The organism is Thermanaeromonas sp. C210 (assembly GCF_013167955.1).
Lineage (GTDB): Bacteria > Bacillota > DSM-521 > Neomoorellales > Neomoorellaceae > UBA12545.
In genome coordinates this window covers 525630-543399 of sequence record NZ_BLWF01000003.1, presented here as the reverse complement: position 1 = coordinate 543399, position 17770 = coordinate 525630, and the positions used below count along the sequence as shown (strand labels likewise).

Genomic DNA, 17770 nt, shown 5'->3' with positions numbered 1-17770 from the left:
CCTATCGTGTTCTCGATAGGATGCTACTATATTCTCTTATTGCGGCAATGATATTATTTATGCGGAAAATCTTTATACCACGCGCCGCGCACTTCAGCGCCAGCGCCCGTATCCACGTTCTCGACCAGTAATCGGGATGGACTAAGATGTAAAATGCAGGTTGTTCTTTTGTTCGAATCAAAGCTTCGATCTGCCTTGTCGTGAGCCCTACATTCCATCGAATGCCAGCATCACTGAGGTATTTTACAGCTGAGAAATCCAAATCAAGATAGGCTTCTCCCAGGATATCAGCCCTACGCTTAAGACCTTCGTCCTTTAAAAAAATATCATAGTTTGCCTGATAACCGCGTTTTCTAACTCTTGGATTCCCATGGGAACAAACCGTCTGGACATTGACCCCAGCACGCCGGAAGCGGGATAGTTCTTCCTCGAACAAAGCAATAGCCTTATCAAAGTCTCCATTGCAACGGTCTAAAGTGTCGTAGTGATACCCAATCTCAAAACCCTCGTTCTGCAACTGTAACATTAAAGGAATATCATAGGCCCTGGTATTAGCACGAAAATAAAATGTGGATCTTAAACCGAGCCTAAGTTCCGCATCAGCAATGTGCTGCGCCCGGCGGGGGTTCCACTCCACATCATGGCGTAAAATTACAAAAGGAGAGAGTTGCTCACTGGCGAGATAATCTCTCACAGTAATTACTCTGTAGCCACTTTCGACAATAACACGCAAAAAGCTTTGGTAAGCCTTAAGCGTAAAATCCAAGATGTTAACCCCCTAATTCAAGGTAATAAAACCCCACCTTAAACCGCCCTTAATTTTGCAGCACTTCGGTGATCACCTGGAAAAGCTTTTCTCCCAGAACCTCGATGCTGTGGTGTTTTTCTACATATTGGCGGCCTCGAAGACCTAAAGTTAAACGTTCGCTTTCCGGCATTTCGTACAGAGCGATTACGGCTTCTGCCAGGGCTTTGCTGTCTCCCGGAGGAACGGTATACCCGCAGCCGCTCTCTTTTACGGGATTATAAGCAAGGTCACCAGAAAAAATTACCGGTCTATACGAAGCCATATAATCAAACATTTTGAGAACACTGCCACTATAGGCACCGAAAGTCGGATCTTTCGTCAGCACAAGAGCATCTGCTTTGGCCAGAACGATAGGGACCTCATCTTTTGGCACTGGCGGTAAGAACTCAATATTTGTAAGCCCCATTTCCCTGGCCAGCCGCATAAGATTCTGCTTTTCGGGACCATCACCCACTAAGGAAAAACGGATCCTTTCGTATCCCCGCTCCTGGACTATCTTAGCAGCTTCCACCAGCACGTGGAGAGCATTAGTTGCGCTATGCGCCCCAAGATACATTACAAGGAAGTCTGGATTGCTCCCCTTCGGAGGTGTAATGCTGCTAAATCGAGTAAGGTCTACACCGTTGGGAATCCAGACAATTTTCTCTTCACTGATGTTGTACCTACTTGTAATGTAGTCCTTCATCTGATTCCCCAAAATAACGATGCGGTCTGATTTCCGGTACAAAAAAAGCTCCAGCGCCCGAAGCAGCTTGACGACGGGATGAGCCTCCCTCATCCTTCCCATATCAACTAATACCTGAGGCCACAGATCCCTAACTTCGAAGATAAACTTAGCGCGATGCTTTTGCGCCAGCCGCCAACCTGCCAAAGCTGCAAAGGGATGCATCGAAGACCCGATGACAACATCCGGGGTAGCAAACCCCCGACTGCATCCAAGAACCCTCCAGCCGTAGGACAACATATTCAACACACGACGCCAATCATTACCGGCATAAGGTACGGTATTGATCCAGACAAATGTCACACCGTCGTATTGTTCTACCCTCATCTTTTCACCAGGTTTTACCTTGGCATACCTGCGGGTGCTGTGGTCAAAGCCTGAAGCAAAAATGACGACTTCGTACCCCCGCTTGACCAGTTCCCGCCCCAGGTCGTAATGCCTGGTGCCGCCGGGCATATCGGGACTGATGGCGTAATGATTCAAAATCCACAGAGAGCCAAGCAAGTAAACAACCCTCCTACCTCAGCCGCGGAACTTAGGTAAAACCCCGAAACCGCAATAAATAAATCCCAATTCCGTAAGTTTTTCGGGATCCAGAGCATTTCTTCCATCCACGATAACGAAAGGCTCACGCATCAAACCTTTCACCTTCCCCCAGTCCAGCACAATGAACTGGGGCCACTCTGTCGCAAGGAGAACAGCCTGCGCCCCATGCAAAACCTCATACGGGTCTGGGGAAAGCTTCACACACGGAGGCAACTGGGAAGCTGCGTTCCGAATAGCGAGGGGATCAGCGGCAGCTACCTCCGCCCCTTCGTCCACCAAATACCGAATAATGTCAATGGCGGGAGCTTCCCGGATGTCGTCTGTGTTAGGCTTAAAGGCCAAACCCAACACAGCGATCCTTCTTCCGACCAACCCTCCCAAAAGCTTATGTAACTTCCTTACGGCAAGAATACGTTGCTTCGCGTTGACCTCGATTACGGCCTTCAAGAGATTGAAACTATAGCCGTTAAAGGTGGAGACAAAATCCAACCCCTTGGTGTCTTTGGGGAAGCACGAACCACCATAGCCCAACCCCGCTTGCAAAAAATGGGGACCTATCCGCTTGTCCATCCCGACGGCAGGCGCCACGGCCTTAATATCTGCTCCTACCAATTCGCACAAATTGGCAATCTCGTTAATGAAGGATATCTTGGTGGCCAAAAACGCATTGGAGGCATACTTCACCATCTCGGCGCTGGTAATATCCATGGTAACCTTAGGGGCCTCGATATCGCTGTAGAGCTCTAATACCTTCTCAGCAGTGCGGGCGTCATCGCAACCTACAACAATCCGGTCCGGATGGTACCAATCCCATACAGCTATCCCTTCCCGGAGAAACTCAGGATTAGACACATAGGATATAGGCACCCTTGCTTTACTGAAAAACCTTTCGATGAGGTATTTACCCGTTCCCGGGGGAACCGTGCTTTTCATCACGACGATGAAGGGATGATCCGCAGCCTCACAAATCGTCCCTGACACTTCGTATACTTGTGACAGATCCACTCTGCCGTCTGGGAGGGATGGTGTTCCTACGGCGATCATGATAATGTCTGCAACCTCAATTGCCTCCCGTAGATCGTCGGTAAAAGAGAGGTGCTGAGATTCAACAGTCTTTCGGTAGACCTCCTCCAAACCTTCTTCGTAAAGGGGCAAAATGCCGCTTCTGAGTTTGCTGAGTTTTTCCGGAGCGCTTTCGACACCGATCACCTGATGGCCTGAACGAGCCAGGCAGCAGGCAGCTACTAGGCCGACATACCCCATGCCAACTACGACAATCTTCACGTTCTGCAACACACCTCTTTCTCAGAAAATTACATCGAAGTAAGTTAATCTCCCACCAATCTAGCTACTATTTTACTGGCAGCATGACCATTTCCATATAGCTCTGCTTCCCTGCCCCGAGAACCAAATCAACGACTCAATACTCTCTATTATATGTGCGACACGATATGGTGGACAAAGTTTGTTCCCCCCAAGCTCTACCAGTTCCACCTACTCGGTCTCCTCAAGTAGCGTTACACAGGGAACACGGTAGAAAAAGGCCGCCTTCTGCACCCCTCCGGAAGCAGTGGCGATGAGGCAGACGTTCTGCTCCAGCATGATCATATCGAGTATCCCACCGGCTCGATGAGGCGCAGGTGAGCCGCAGCTTTCTCAAGGAGCCTCTAACTCTCCATGGCCTTGCGGGTGCTGGGATGAACAGGGAAGACTACCGGGATTTCTTTCCCCACCTCGCAGAGACCCCCGACAGTAGCCCAAAGCCTTAAGGGATCATCGGTGTTTTCCGCCCCAGTAGCATACCATTCACCGGTTTTACAATTTTACAATCTTAGCCTGCTTTCCTTCTCAATCTCATGACGCCTGGCTCTACGTCCCAGAATGTACTTGCCTTTAGGGCCTGCTATCTTATTAAACTTTGGCTTCCATCATGGCCTTAAAGACACCTAAGCCTATGGCAACTGAAAGAGCTAAGAGACCTCTTTAGTCCTGCTCATAGCGTCCTCTCCGCGCTTAAATACGCTTAAGGCCCCATTCCACCTTTCGTCCTTGAATGAGCATTCTATGGAATGGGATCCCTGATACGTACCCGTTTCCACACTCATTGCCTCCTAGTTCCTTACAGATGGTTTTGTCAGCCCAGTGATCTTTAAATACCCCACTCAAACTCATCAACCTCAAGGAACTCTCCAAGCGCCTCCTTCATAATTGCGCAAATCTCCTTTAGCCTCTCTTTTGTCTTAGCCTCGCATCTTGCTACCAGGACCGGCTGGGTATTGGAAGCCCGCACCAGGCCCCAGCCCCCGGGGAAGATAACCCTTGCGCCATCCACCTCTATAACCTCATATCTCCTCTCCTTAAAATGCTTAACTATCCCTGCCACTACCAGCGCTTTTTGCTCATCCGGGCAGGGAATGCGGGTCTCGGGCGTAGCATAATACTTAGGAACATCTTCCAGGAGGCAAGACAAGGGCTTTTCTTGCCGGGATAGAAGCCGAAGGAGCCTTGCTGCCGCATATAGGGCGTCATCGTACCCGTAATACTCATCAGCAAAAAAGAAATGGCCAGACATTTCACCAGTAAAGAGGGCGCCTATTTCCCGCATTTTGGCTTTGATCAAGGAGTGACCGGTTTTATAGAAAAAGGGACGGCCTCCTAGCTTTTCTATCTCTTCTACCAGAGCTTGCGAGCATTTGACTTCTACAATAGCCGGAGCTTCAGGATGACGGGGCAGTATCTCCCGCCAGAAGAGGATCTGCAGCATATCTCCCCAGAGGATGTTCCCTTTTTCATCTATTACCCCCAGGCGGTCGCCGTCCCCGTCCAGGGCCAGGCCCACATCGGCCCTCTCGACAAGGACCACCTTTTTTAAATCTTTTAGGTTGGCGGGGACGGTGGGGTCAGGATGGTGGTGGGGATAGGTGCTGTCCGGCTCACAGTATAAAGGTATCACGTCGCAGCCCAGGGCTTTAAGGAGCTCTACCGCCAGGGGCCCGGCTACTCCATTTCCTGCATCCACTGCTACCTTAAGGGGTCTTTCCAGCCTTATTCTTTCTTTTATGCAGCTTATGTACGCTCCCCTGGGGTCTTTCTCCTCCAGATAGCCTTCTCCCTCCACAAGTTCTTTTTGTTCCAGGAGGCGGCGTATTTTTTGGATTTCCTCTCCATATATGGTGGTTCCCCCGGAGGATATTTTAAACCCGTTATCTTCCGGAGGGTTATGACTGGCCGTGATCATGACCCCCGCTGTCAAGCCGTAATAATGATGGGAGAAATAAAAGACGGGCGTAGGGTTCTCCCCTATATCCACCACCCGGCAGCCACCGGCTATAAGACCCTCTATTAGCCTCTGGCGGAGAAGGGGGGAGTGCTTCCGGTTGTCCCGGGCTACTATTACCTCCTTTTCTCCCCGGCTTTTAAAGTAAGTGGCCAGCGCCCGGCCCAAAAGTTTTACTTCCTCTGGGGGAAAGTCTACCTCAGCCTTGCCCCTTATATCATAAGCGCGGAAAACTATGGGATTCATTCTCTTCTACCCTACCCTTCCGTATTCGTCTTGCAGCCGCACTACGTCATCTAGTTCGGGTGTGGATACCTCTAGGAAAGTAATATCGGTAGTGGCCGAAACTCTATGTATAGTGCCTGGTAAAATATCTACAATTAATCCGGGGTAAATGGAGATCTTCTCTTCCCCTAGCTCTAAGATCCCTTCTCCAGAGAGGAACATCATGGTCTCTTGCTTTAGGCGGTGGTACTGGCGGCTTAAAGAATGCCCTCCCCGGACGTATATCACCTTGCCCACATATTTTTCAGTCACGCTCCACCATACCTCCCGCCCCCAGGGCTTTTCTTGTACAGGGCAATGGGGAAAGGTTCCGTTCTCTAGGAAGGCCAGCCCCAAATCCTGGGGCCTGGCCCTTTCCCCGCTGCTTGTGGTTTTGGAGGTTAAATACTGTTCTAAGCCACGGCGTTTAAGCTCCAGGATGACCTCTTTTAGCTGGGGGGCGCGGGATTTATCGGCTACCAGCAGCACATCTTCGGTGTCAATGATGAGGGCGTTCTTTACCCCGAAGGCGACGACTAGTTTGTCTTCTTTCTGGGCTCGTATGACGCTACCTTCGGTGTCCATAAGCACAGCTTGGGCTTGCAAGAGGTTGCCCTGCCCGTCAAGCTCGCATACTCTTTCCAGGGCCGTCCAGGTCCCCAGGTCGTCCCAGGCAAAGTCCCCGGGGATCACCAAAACTTTATCTGCCTTCTCCATCACGCCGTAATCGATGGATATGCGGGGAAGCCTAGGGAATTCTTGGGCCAGTATTTGGGCTTCCCTCTCGCTTCCCAGGTGAGCTTCTATACGCTTTAACCCCTGGAAGAGTTCGGGTAAGTAACGCTCGATGGCTTTAAGTATCACCCTTACCTTCCAGATAAACATGCCGCTGTTCCAGAGGTACTGGTTAGTACTCAAAAAGGTAAGGGCTTTTTCGAGATCTGGCTTCTCGGTAAATTCCTTCACCCAGAACACGGGCTTTCCCCATTCCCCTGGGTAGGACTCGCCCAGGCGGATATAGCCGTAACCTGTCTCCGGCCGGGTGGGGCAGATACCTATGGTGACTAGACAATCAGTGCTACCAGCTAGTTCTTTAGCCATGTGCAGGGTATCGGCGAAGCGAGCTTCATCGGGTATAAAGTGGTCTGCCGGCAGCACTATCATGACCTGCTCTGGGTCCTGGCGGGCAAGGTAGAGGGCCGCTAGGCCAATGCAAGGTGCCGTATCCCGGCCTACGGGCTCTAGGATAATGTTTCTGGAATTTATCTCTGGTACCTGCTGCCTTACGGCATCTACCAGCTCTTGGCTGGTGACTATGTATAGCTCTTCCAAAGGTACCAGCCTTAGTGCCCGTCGTACTGCTTGCTGCAGGAGGGTACCTTCCCCGACTACTTGCAGGAACTGCTTGGGATAGTCAGTACGGCTGTAAGGCCAGAACCTCTCCCCCCGGCCACCGGCCATGATCACTGCTGAGGCTTTGTGCACAGAGATTTTCCCCTTTAGTCTTTATAGTCCTTAGGGAGCATGTCCTAGACGTCATGGAATTTCAGTAGAGTCCTCTTTCGCGTTTTTTAAGCCGTTTTCACCTTTATGGAAGGAGCGGTAATAATTTCCAGTAAGGCTGTCGCTAACAGTCACACATATAGGCTTTTGCCAATGCTCTATGGTTCGCCTGTTCTACAAGAAAACTTTTTCCACCGTACACTATTTTTAGGGATATCCCCTAACCTCGGATAGGAGATGGGCATACCATAGCTTCTAAGACACGCAGATTTGTAGCTTTTTACAAAGAATGTCACCAAAATGTCATCAAGTTTTCTCTCGCAAAATACATTCATAACAATCGAGAGTTTTCTTAGCGATTGCCTCCCACGAATAATGTTGCTTTAGGTAAAAGCTTACTTCTCTTCCTAATTGTTCTCGCTTTACTGGGTTATCTATTAACTCATTAAGTGCATTGGCCAGCCCTCTAACATCTCCATAGGAAACAAGCAGTCCTGTTTTCCCAGAAATGATTGTCTCTTTAAATCCTCCAACCGCTGTGGCGACAATTGCCTTTCCGAAGGCCATCCCCGTAAGAAGGGCACCGCTTTGGGTAATATCCCTATAGGGGTAAACAACAATATCCGCGGCCTGGTAATATACAGGCAATTCCTCATCTGGTATATACCTAAAGTCACACCTCACCTGCTTTTGAATTTCCAGCCTTGCAATTAAACGTCGAATCTCTTCAAGATACGACGGTTCGCCATGCCCAGCTAGAAGCAGTATGGCTTTAGGATGAGCCTTCGCGACCCACTCCCAAGCTTGAAGTAGGAACTCCGTGCCCTTGTAGGGCCTGAGACTTCCAAAATGCAGAACCACGTTTTTACCTGCTAGGTTCAAGCGGGCTTTAGCCTCTTCTTGCTCTATTTTAGGGCGATCATGGAACAAGGGACCATGTGGAATCACCCAAATTTTCTGTTCCGGAACATTAAAACCACTTATTAATTCCTTCCTTGCCTGCTCTGTATGGCATATCAGTGCATCAACCTCATGGTAGACCCGTTTGAAAACTTCTCGGTACTTCAAGCTCGTATCGTGGGGAAGGACATTATGCACCGTATAAACTATTTTGATTCCCCTTTTTTTAAGTACTTTTATAAACCACAACTCGAAAGGTAAAACAGTGATAAGAGGCAACCACTGGATATGAACAATATCCATGGGGCGCAAACAAAATCGAATTACCCAAAAAATTAAGTTAAAATAGTACTCAAAGGCTTTTAAAAGCTGACGCGTCAATTTACCCCGGATCCCCAAGCGAGCCACAATATCAAGAGGGCCAGGGTAGTTTTTGACATTGTTCTTTTTAAAAAAATCCTTATCAAGATGGAATGTGATACACCCCAAAATTACATTAGCATATGCACACAGGGCCTTGTAAAGGTAAAAATCATACCAAGGACTCATACACAGGCCATCTAGCAGAAGGACACTCAATTTTTTACTCATTTTCCCCACCACTTTAAATCGTAGATTTGAATTGCCTTAACTGTTCTGCCCACAAAATAGAGAGAGTCTCAAACACTCTTTCTCTTACCTTGAAAAACTCGTGCGCCTTTTTAGAAGGAAGAAAGGACAACAGGTAACTTGTAAATTTCCGCAATTTGCAGTAAATCAGCTGCAATATCAAAGTAAGGTGTATCTTCCACTCTGGGTAATGCTTTCTCAAAAACAGCATGTTGCTCTGAACCTGAAGTTTTAAAAATCTATCGTCAGGACAGACTTTAGTAGAGCTTCCCCCGCGCACATGGATTACCTTTGCTTCGGGAAGAAAAACAACCTTCCAACCTGCCTTGCGAAGTCGCATACAAAAATCCACATCTTCACCGTAAAAGAAGAAATCCTCATCAAAGCCCCCTACAGCTTCGAAAGCTTCCCGTCGAATAGCCATCACTGCACCATCGATATATCCCACTTCCCGGGGTTTTCTATCCCAGCGAAACCAAGGCCATGTTAGTGCCTTCAGCAGGTGCTTGCTGCTGGTGATGCCTAAAATGTTTTTAATGCTACTCAAAGGCCCTGGTATATCTCCGTAGCTCCTTTGCCACTTGCCATCGGGGAACACTTGCTGAGGACCCACTGTTCCAACCTTTGGATTTTTTTTGAGGCAATTAATTAGAGCCATCTGCGCTGACGCGGAAATAAGAAAGGTGAAGGTATGAAGGGATTGGGGGAAAAAATTTTACCCCGGGAAAGGCATGAATTTGGTTGGGGTTGAGGGGGATTGGGTTTAAGGAATTAAAAAATTGACCCCAAAAAAGAGGATGACCCTCCTTCAGAGCGAATCTGTTAAGTAAGACCAAACCAACCAAACAAAGGAGGGTCATCCATGGCTATTATACCACAACAGAGGCTTTTTGGGTGGAGGGAAATCGAAAATTTAGGGGAGCTCGAACGACTTAGGCTAGTACTTGAATACATGCCGGACGAAGAATTGATGGTGGAACTGGAGAAGGAACGGGCGAATGGGCGGGATGACTATCCCATAAGGGCCGTATGGAACTCTGTACTGGCAGGGATAGTATACCAACATCCTTCGATAGAAAGTTTAAGGCGGGAACTTTGGCGTAATGCCCAATTACGAGAGCTATGCGGATTTGACCTAACGAAGGGAGAAAAAGCCGTACCGCCGTCATGGGTATACAGCCGGTTTTTGGGGAAACTGCTTAAGAAAGAAGAGAAGGTCGAAGAAATATTTTACCGGCTGGTAGAGGAGCTAAGGGAGGAACTACCGGGTTTTGGAGAAGTAGCGGCCATAGACGGCAAAGCCTTGGCGAGCTTAAGTCGTGGGAGGAAGAAGGAAAAAGTGGGGGAGCTTAGACCTGACGGTCGGCGGGAACAAGATGCAGACTGGGGGTGTAAGGTTTACCGGGGTAAGAGGGAAGACGGCAGCCAGTGGGAAAAAGTAGTGAAATGGTTTGGATTTCGGCTGCACCTAATAGTAGATGCCCTATACGAACTGCCTCTAGGGTTTAAAGTTACCAAGGCGTCGGCGAGCGAAGTAAAAGAGGCGCCCAAGCTTCTGGAGAGGGTAAAAGAGAAGGCACCGGGGACCTTTGAAAGGATTAAATATCTTACAGCAGACAAGGCCTACGACTCCACAGAACTAATCATCGAGCTATGGGAAGAGTATCAAATAAAGCCGGTCATAGACATAAGGAACCAATGGAAAGACGGGGAAGAAACTAAACTAATAGCGGGGCAGGAGAGCGTAGTATACGACTATAAGGGGAAAGTATACTGTTACTGTCCGGAGACGGGGATAAAGAGGGAGATGGCCTATGGAGGATTTGAGAAGGACCGGGAAACATTAAAATACCGCTGTCCGGCCAGGCATTATGGGTTAAGATGCAAGGGAATAGATAAATGTCCGGTTAAGAGCAGTATTCGGATACCCCTTAAGGAAGACCGGAGGGTGTTCACGCCGCTAGCACGTTCCAGCTACCGCTGGGAGGAACTTTACAAGAAGCGTACAGCGGTGGAGCGAGTAAACAGCCGATTAGACCAGAGTTTTGGTTTTGAGCAACACTTTATTCGAGGATTAAAGAAGATGAGTTTAACATGCGCTCTAGCGTTAGCGGTGATGCTGGCCATGGCGCTAGGGAGGATACGAGAAAAGAAAGGAGAAAACCTACGCAGTTTAGTAAAGGCAGCCTAAATTAAGTGGTAGATACTACCATAAAGGGTGGTAGAAGAAGTAATATACCCTTTTTGGGGTTATTTTACCAACGCTTGCCATCTCCTTAAGGCTTTTTATATTCCTGAGGCGCCTACCCTATTAATTATAGGGTTGCTTCTGTAAGATTATGTCAAGGCCTTCTAAAAAATCGGCCACAACGCAGATGCCTCAATTAGCAAATCAATTGCTTTTTGGTCTATTACTACATCTGCATTAGTAATGATAACAAAATTCCCTTGGGCATTGGTGACACCTACATTTACGGCATATGCATAACCCTTGTTTTCGTCGTTTGCTATAATCTTAACTGACTCGAATTTTTCTCTGATCATCTCAACTGTGCCATCTGTAGAGCAGTTGTCCACTACAATGATTTCGCCAATCAGACCACTATAAAATAACAGCGAATTAAGACACTGAAAGGTATAATTTCTGCAATTATGTGAAATGATGATTATACTAACGAGCGGAAAATTCAACATGCTCACTTCCCATGCTGAACTTTTTACTTTCCTTTGGCTTTATAAGAATAATCCCTGCAAGGGCAACCGCAAAAGAAATTACGTAATAACCCAGTCTGAAAATGTTCATTATTGCTGACATTTCGATATAAAGATAAAGAAATGATACAGCAGTCAAACAAAGGATATTAGGTTTTCGCCTTATATGTTGATAGAGAAACGTTACAAAAAGCCCAAGTAGGTAAGGAAATATAACTACTCCAGGAATTCCAAAATCAATATAAACATCTTTTAAATATGTCCCAGTGTTCATTTCTCGAATTCCAATATCAACGAACTCTTCGTAATAAGAAACATATGTTGATAAACCAAACTTCGACAAAAGCCTAAAAAAAGGCGCAAATGTCTGGGTTCCCGGAATTTCGCCCCTACCAAGAACATCACGATCCATCTTAAGGCTTTCAGCAAACGCTATCGGCGGTCCACCAACGTATACATAAAGTGAAGGCCTGAAAAGCCCAGTTTTTTGTAAGAAATTTAACAGATCAGATTGTGGCACTGAGTAACTCTCGATGCCACCCCGTATGTCCCGAATAAAATTTGTCCCCATAAAGACGACCAAACTTATCAGTAGAACAACAATAACCAATTTAGAAGTCTTTTTAATAACCAACTTGTTTTTCTTTTTTCCTAGTTTAACATTGGCAAGAATTAAATAAGGAGTGATATACAACCCTAGTGCCATAAATATACCTGCTCGACTCATAGAAGCTAGGTTTGATAAAAACACTAAAATTAATGGAAAAATGTTCAAAAAAGTAAATTGCCGCGTCAAAGCGATTTGTACCCCTGCCAATGCAGAAGCAGCGAGAGCGAAAGAACTTAAATATGGAATTGAAAAAGCATAACGACCTTCAATTCGCTCAGAGTATATCAAATTAGCATTTTTGATAAAGCCTGAAAAACCGCCATAGGTACTAAGAATACCAAGCCACTCATAACAAATTCCAATTGCTGCCGCCATACAAAACAGAAAAGTTAATTTTCTTATTTTATTTATCTCACTTCTAGCGTTATAAAAAGCATATGCAGTCTTATTGCTATATTTTGAATTTATTACTTTGTGAGCTAGCACAATTGTAAAAAAACCTAATGCAAAAGCAAAATATGATATTGCGATCATTATCCACCCATAAGGATCTATTTCCTTAAAACCGACCCAATTCAGCGTTGCAGCGAGCAGTCCAATGTACCACACAAATGTGTATATTCCGAGGGGATTAAAAAAATGATTTGTAGCAATCCACGAAGAAACTATCATAACTGCTGCAAAAAAGGTGAGAATAATTTCGGACATTGAATCACTTCCCCATGAACCCTTTAAACTTTCTTTTTTCCTCAAATTATACTCTAATTGACTTCATCCTTTGCAACGGAAATAGTTTGCAACAACTTAATAAAAGCATATCCTCCGAAGTGATCTTTAGCTTCAAAGTAAACTTTAGCTTCACAGTCCAATGACAATCGTAACCACACACCATAAACTTTATCGCCCTCTATGGTCCTGCCATAACTCGAATCATGTCGTCGGCTACTCTATTCCAGGAAAAATACGCAGCTGCGCGATAACTTTCAGCCTGAGCCGCAGTATAGTATTTATCATTCTCAAGGATCTTTACTATCAGCTCTGCGAGGTCATATATGTTATCGTCTTCGAGAAGCTCTCCATTATGCCCAGGCGTAATAATCTCAGGCATTGCGAATGCATTCCTTCCTATGCAGGGAAGTCCGTGAGCAATAGCTTCCGCAAAAACAATACCAAATGGTTCAAAGCGTGAAGGCATAACAAACAAATCATGATCCTCAAAAAGTTGGCCAACTTGATCTATTGGTACTTGCCCGAGAAAGCTGATCCCTTCTGGAACCGGGCCAGGCATAGGCCAGTTCGGTGGACCAGCTATTGTGAGAGTCACATGATGACTATACTCCCTCCGCAAAAGCTCAAGCGCTCTCACGCATAGATCGCCACCCTTACGCCAAAAATCCCTCCCAACAAAAAGTAGACGTCCCCTACGTGTTCCCATCCTCTGTTTCGCTTGCAGTACAAGCTTTGGCTCTACTGCGGCATTAATTCCTGCGTGGACCACATGAACTTTCTTCGGGGGAAGTCCAGTCCACTTAATCAAAGTAGAGGCAAACCACGCACTCATAGCAAAGACACCAGCTGCTTGCTCGTAGATTTTTCGTTGCCTATCTCGCCGCTTCCGAATAATCTCAATACTAAGACCAGGAAAACCCGGAACCCCGTGTGATTTATCATAGTAACGCTCCAAAACATCATAACTCAGGTCTTGATAAAGATAAAACGGAACAGGCAATTGAGCTAAATCTCCAATCTCGAGTACAGCTGCTACATCATGCTCCTTCAATTTATTAATTATGTATCGAGTACAGACAAAATCCCAAAGAGAAGACCTGTTCCACGTACTAACCCACCGATTATTTCTCCTTTTCGTATACAAAGCCTTTAGTGCCAAACGTTGCACTCGCCCAATCTTCGGACCAAAATCAACAACTTCTATTTTATTTTTCATGGCATTGAAAAGATTCCAAGGAGTATACGACCAGGTTCGCTCTGGAGGGTCATCCCAAGCGCATGCAAATCCTATACGCATTTTAACCTAATAATCTCCTTCCCCTTTTATACATGTGACAATAATCACGCATGTTAGCAAGATAACTCTAAATCCAACGTTCTAGCTTCAATATCGCTTTCGGAAACTACATCACTAAAATGATTTTTCTCTTACTCCCTCTTTACTTCATTCTAAAACTATATCACTATTGGCAGCATCTTCTGTCTGCTTAATGTGAAACACTTGTTCCATATACTTTTCGATAGAATTCGTAGTACTCCCCTGTAATTATGCTTTCCACCCATTCCTGGTTGCGAAGATACCAGTCAACTGTAGACCGCAACCCCTTTTCAAAATCAACCGACGGCTGCCATCCCAACTCGTACTTAATTTTTGAACAGTCCAAAGCATACCGAAAATCATGCGCACTACCCCGGGGATCTGGGATAAACTTCACCAGGCTTAAGATAACCTCCACTGGTTTCCGAACCACATCAGCAACAATCCGGCAGATGCTGTGGACTACTTCTAGGTTTCTCTTCTCGCAGCCTCCTCCAATGTTGTAGATCTCGCCGGTCCGGCCCTTCTCCAGGACCAGGGCGATGGCCCGGCAGTTGTCCTCGACAAAGAGCCAGTCGCGCACCTGCTTCCCTTCGCCGTAAACCGGGAGCTCCTTGCCCAGCAAGGCGTTGCGGATCATCAGGGGAATGAGCTTTTCAGGAAACTGGTAAGGCCCGTAGTTGTTCGAACTTCGGGTAATCACCACAGGGACGCCGTAGGCCTTGTAGTAAGCCCGGCAGAGGAGGTCCGCTGCCGCCTTGCTCGCGGCGTAAGGGGAGTTCGGGCGCAGGGGCGCTTCCTCACTGAAGTAGCCCTCCTCCCCGAGGCTGCCGTAGACTTCATCGGTAGATATCTGAAGAAACCGCTCCACTCTGTATTTCCTTGCCGCCTCGAGGAGCACCTGTACCCCCTTGACGTTGGTTTCGATAAAGGGGGTGGAGTCGAGGATGCTACGGTCCACGTGGGATTCAGCGGCAAAGTTGACCACCACATCAGGCTGCTCCTGGGCGAAAAGCTCTTCCACCAGGCCAGCATCAGCAATGTCTCCCTGGACGAACTTGTAGCGGGGGTGTATTTCAACATCCCTGAGATTAGCCAGGTTGCCCGCGTAGGTGAGCTTATCTAAATTGACCACTTCCCATTCCGGGCGCTCCTTCAGCACGTAGCGGACAAAGTTGCTGCCGATGAAGCCGCAACCTCCGGTCACCAGAAGTTTCACGAAGACCCTCCTCCCTGGTAAGTAAAACCGTTCACGGCGTCCTTGAGCGGCGGCCACCTGGCGTCTTTGGGAGAGAGGACGGGGTTCTCCACCGGCCAGCTGATCCTGATGTCGGGGTCGTTCCAGATGATGCCGGCCTCGCACTCCGGAGCATACTCCTCCGTAGTCTTGTAGAGGACCTCGGCCGCCTCGCTCAGCACGCAAAACCCGTGGGCAAACCCCGGTGGAATGTAGAGCATCCGCTTGTTCTCGGAAGAAAGCCTGACACCAACCCACCTGCCGTAGGTCGGGGAACCTTTCCGGATATCAACGGCCACGTCGAAAATCTCGCCGACAACCACCCGGATGAGCTTCCCCTGAGCCTTGGGAGGGTTCTGATAGTGCAGCCCTCTCAACACTCCTTTTCTCGAACGGGAGTGGTTGTCCTGAAGAAAGCGCTCGGTGATGCCAAAGGCGGCGAATTCCGAATACTTGTAGGCTTCCAGGAAAAAGCCCCTCTCATCGGGGAAGACCACCGGCTCGATGAGAACAACTTCGGGTATCTCCAGGCGCGTAAACCGGAAGGGCATGGGCTAGATGTTCACCTCCGCGTCATCTCCGATCATCAGGCGCAGTGCTTTGCTGTTCTGCTTCCCTCCGGCGACCACGGCGTTTCTGCCAATGATGCTGTCCTCCAGCCGCTCGATGTTCACCAGCCGCGCCCCGTCCAGGACCACAGAGTGCTCCAGGGCCGTCCCTTCAATGTGGCAGTTGCGCCCCACGCTGGTGTAAGGCCCGATGAAGGCATCGCGGACGACACTTCCTGCGCCGATGACCACCGGCCCCCGTACCGTGCTCCGCTCGATCCGGGCTCCTACCTCCACCTTCACCCTCCCCACGATCCTGCTTTCCCCATCCACCTCGCCGCTAAGCTCCCTGTTGATGAGCTCGTCGAGGACTACACGGTTGGCCTCTAAAAGGTCGTCTTTTTTCCCTGTGTCAAGCCACCAGCCCTCAAGGACGTGGCTCCGCACCCTCTTGCCAGCATCAAGGAGCTCCTGGATGGCGTCAGTTATCTCCAGCTCCCCCCGGAAGGAAGGCTTGATCCTGCCGATAGCCTCGTGGATCGCCGGCGAGAAGAGGTAGATACCCACCAGGGCGAGGTTGGAGGGCGGGTCCTTGGGCTTCTCCACCAACCGCAGGACGTTGCCCTTTCCGTCGACTGCAGCCACACCGAACATGCGGGGGTCCTCAACGGGTTTCAGGAGGATCAAAGCCTCAGGGCGCGAATTTCGGAACTCCTCGACGAGGCTTTCGATGCTCTGTCCGATGAGGTTGTCGCCCAAATACATGAGAAAGGGTTCGTCACCCAGGTAGTCCCGGGCCACCATCACGGCGTGCGCCAGACCTTTGGGCTCGTCCTGAACGATGAAGGTAAAGGAAAGGCCCCAGGGGTTTTCCGCCAGCGCCGCTTGGATCTGGTCGCCCGTTTCGGGGGCAATCACCACCCCCACCTCTCTGATTCCTACCGCAGCAATCTGATCCATCACGTAGTGGATGATCGGCCGGTTGGCCACCGGGACGAGCTGCTTGGCCATGGTGTAGGTCAAAGGACGCAGCCGCGTGCCCCTGCCACCAGCTAAAACCAAACCCTTCACAGCTTCTCCCCTTCTTCCTTGATTTCGCCCAAAAACTTTGCCAGGGCCTCCTCCCAAGGAGGCATAACGTCGAGCCCCTGCAATTTGAGCATGTAATTTTCCAAGACAGAGTTTTTAGGCCGCCGCGCCGGCCGGGGGAATTCTTCCGTTGCCACTGGCCTCACAGTCACGGGTCCCGGAAGCCCCGCGGGGGGTATTAGTTGGACCGCCCCGTCCAGTTCTTCCCTAGCTTCGTAACCTACACCCTTGAGGATCTCCAGGGCGAATTCAAACCACGTGCAGCTCCCCTGGGCGGTGCAGTGGTAGGTGCCGTAACTGTCGGTTTCGATGAGCCTCGCGAGCTGGTGGGCAAGGTCCGCTGCCCAAGTCGGAGTCCCCCGCTGGTCGTTCACCACCCGGAGCTCCTTCTGCTCCCTCGCCAGGCGCAGGATGGTCTTGACGAAATTCTTGCCGGTCCGTCCGTAGAGCCAGGCCGTACGCACGATGAAGAACCTGAACCACTGCTCCTTTACCAGATTTTCGCCCACAAGCTTGGAAGCTCCGTAGGTGTTGATGGGGTTGGGGGGATCGAACTCCAAGTAAGGGCCCTCTTTCCCCCCGTCGAAAACGTAATCGGTGCTCACGTGCGCCAGCTTCGCCCCCACCTCACGGGCGGCGATGGCGGCGTTCCGCGCTCCCAGGGCGTTAACGAGAAAAGCACGGTCCCGCTCCCTCTCCGCCCGGTCCACATCGGTGTAGGCCGCAGCATTGATAATCACGTGGGGGCTTGTCCGCTTCGCCAGCGCCAAAAGCTGCTCAAGGTCAGTGACATCGGCCTCAGTCCGCGTCGCAGTAGTCAACTTGTGCTCCGGCGCAAGAAGCGCGCACAGCTCCGAACCCAGTTGACCGGCAGCACCAAGAATCAGAATACGCAT

14 protein-coding genes and 1 pseudogene are annotated in these 17770 nt (G+C 49.0%); 1 reads left to right on the top strand and 14 read right to left on the bottom strand.

The features are described 5' to 3' along the window. Position 1: 1 nt before the first annotated feature. From TAMC210_RS10040 to TAMC210_RS10010, 7 genes and pseudogenes are all read right to left on the bottom strand, one after another. A complete protein-coding gene (locus tag TAMC210_RS10040) occupies positions 2–766 on the bottom strand; it encodes a hypothetical protein (RefSeq protein ID WP_173298656.1) in 765 nt (254 codons plus the stop codon). 49 nt (positions 767–815) lie between these two features. Continuing rightward, entirely contained in the window at positions 816–2036 is a 1221-nt protein-coding gene (locus tag TAMC210_RS10035; RefSeq protein WP_217267345.1) for a glycosyltransferase family 4 protein, read from the bottom strand. Between the two features lie 18 nt (positions 2037–2054). Then, on the bottom strand, positions 2055–3362 hold the full coding sequence (locus TAMC210_RS10030; protein ID WP_217267344.1) for a UDP-glucose dehydrogenase family protein: 1308 nt from the start codon (positions 3360–3362) through the stop codon (positions 2055–2057). An 865-nt stretch (positions 3363–4227) separates the two neighbouring features. Further along, complete coding sequence (locus TAMC210_RS10025; protein ID WP_173298654.1) at positions 4228–5601, bottom strand: phosphomannomutase/phosphoglucomutase; 1374 nt, start codon at positions 5599–5601, stop codon at positions 4228–4230. A 6-nt stretch (positions 5602–5607) separates the two neighbouring features. After that, positions 5608–7104 (bottom strand): mannose-1-phosphate guanylyltransferase, encoded by a 1497-nt coding sequence (locus TAMC210_RS10020; protein ID WP_173298653.1) that lies wholly within the window; start codon positions 7102–7104, stop codon positions 5608–5610. Between the two features lie 324 nt (positions 7105–7428). After that, the gene (locus TAMC210_RS10015) at positions 7429–8613 is read right to left on the bottom strand and encodes a glycosyltransferase family 4 protein (protein ID WP_173298652.1); all 1185 of its coding nucleotides are present in this window, start codon (positions 8611–8613) and stop codon (positions 7429–7431) included. 13 nt (positions 8614–8626) lie between these two features. After that, a pseudogene (locus TAMC210_RS10010) lies at positions 8627–9313 on the bottom strand (glycosyltransferase family 2 protein); the annotation flags it as partial. Between the two features lie 180 nt (positions 9314–9493). Here TAMC210_RS10010 and TAMC210_RS10005 point away from each other — a divergent pair. Continuing rightward, positions 9494–10822: a transposase gene (locus tag TAMC210_RS10005; RefSeq protein ID WP_173297661.1), complete on the top strand. Its 1329-nt coding sequence runs from the start codon at positions 9494–9496 to the stop codon at positions 10820–10822. A gap of 161 nt (positions 10823–10983) precedes the next feature. On the opposite strand, the gene TAMC210_RS10000 is transcribed toward TAMC210_RS10005, so the two are convergent. From TAMC210_RS10000 to rfbD, 7 genes are all read right to left on the bottom strand, one after another. Then, positions 10984–11325 (bottom strand): glycosyltransferase family 2 protein, encoded by a 342-nt coding sequence (locus tag TAMC210_RS10000; RefSeq protein WP_254388618.1) that lies wholly within the window; start codon positions 11323–11325, stop codon positions 10984–10986. Further along, positions 11303–12661, bottom strand: a complete 1359-nt coding sequence (locus tag TAMC210_RS09995) for an O-antigen polymerase (protein ID WP_173298649.1) — start codon at positions 12659–12661, stop codon at positions 11303–11305. The genes TAMC210_RS10000 and TAMC210_RS09995 overlap by 23 nt, the downstream gene beginning before the upstream one ends. Before the next feature lie 199 nt (positions 12662–12860). After that, entirely contained in the window at positions 12861–13979 is a 1119-nt protein-coding gene (locus tag TAMC210_RS09990) for a glycosyltransferase family 4 protein (RefSeq protein WP_173298648.1), read from the bottom strand. 190 nt (positions 13980–14169) lie between these two features. Further along, positions 14170–15219 (bottom strand): dTDP-glucose 4,6-dehydratase, encoded by a 1050-nt coding sequence (gene rfbB / locus TAMC210_RS09985; RefSeq protein WP_173298647.1) that lies wholly within the window; start codon positions 15217–15219, stop codon positions 14170–14172. Beyond that, complete coding sequence (gene rfbC / locus TAMC210_RS09980; RefSeq protein WP_173298646.1) at positions 15216–15788, bottom strand: dTDP-4-dehydrorhamnose 3,5-epimerase; 573 nt, start codon at positions 15786–15788, stop codon at positions 15216–15218. The genes rfbB and rfbC overlap by 4 nt, the downstream gene beginning before the upstream one ends. Positions 15789–15791: 3 nt before the next feature. Further along, positions 15792–16856 carry a glucose-1-phosphate thymidylyltransferase gene (locus TAMC210_RS09975; protein WP_173298645.1) on the bottom strand — a complete coding sequence of 355 codons (1065 nt, stop codon included), beginning with the start codon at positions 16854–16856 and terminating at the stop codon, positions 15792–15794. Then, positions 16853–17770, bottom strand: a complete 918-nt coding sequence (gene rfbD / locus TAMC210_RS09970) for a dTDP-4-dehydrorhamnose reductase (protein WP_173298644.1) — start codon at positions 17768–17770, stop codon at positions 16853–16855. Before rfbD ends, TAMC210_RS09975 begins: the two co-directional genes overlap by 4 nt.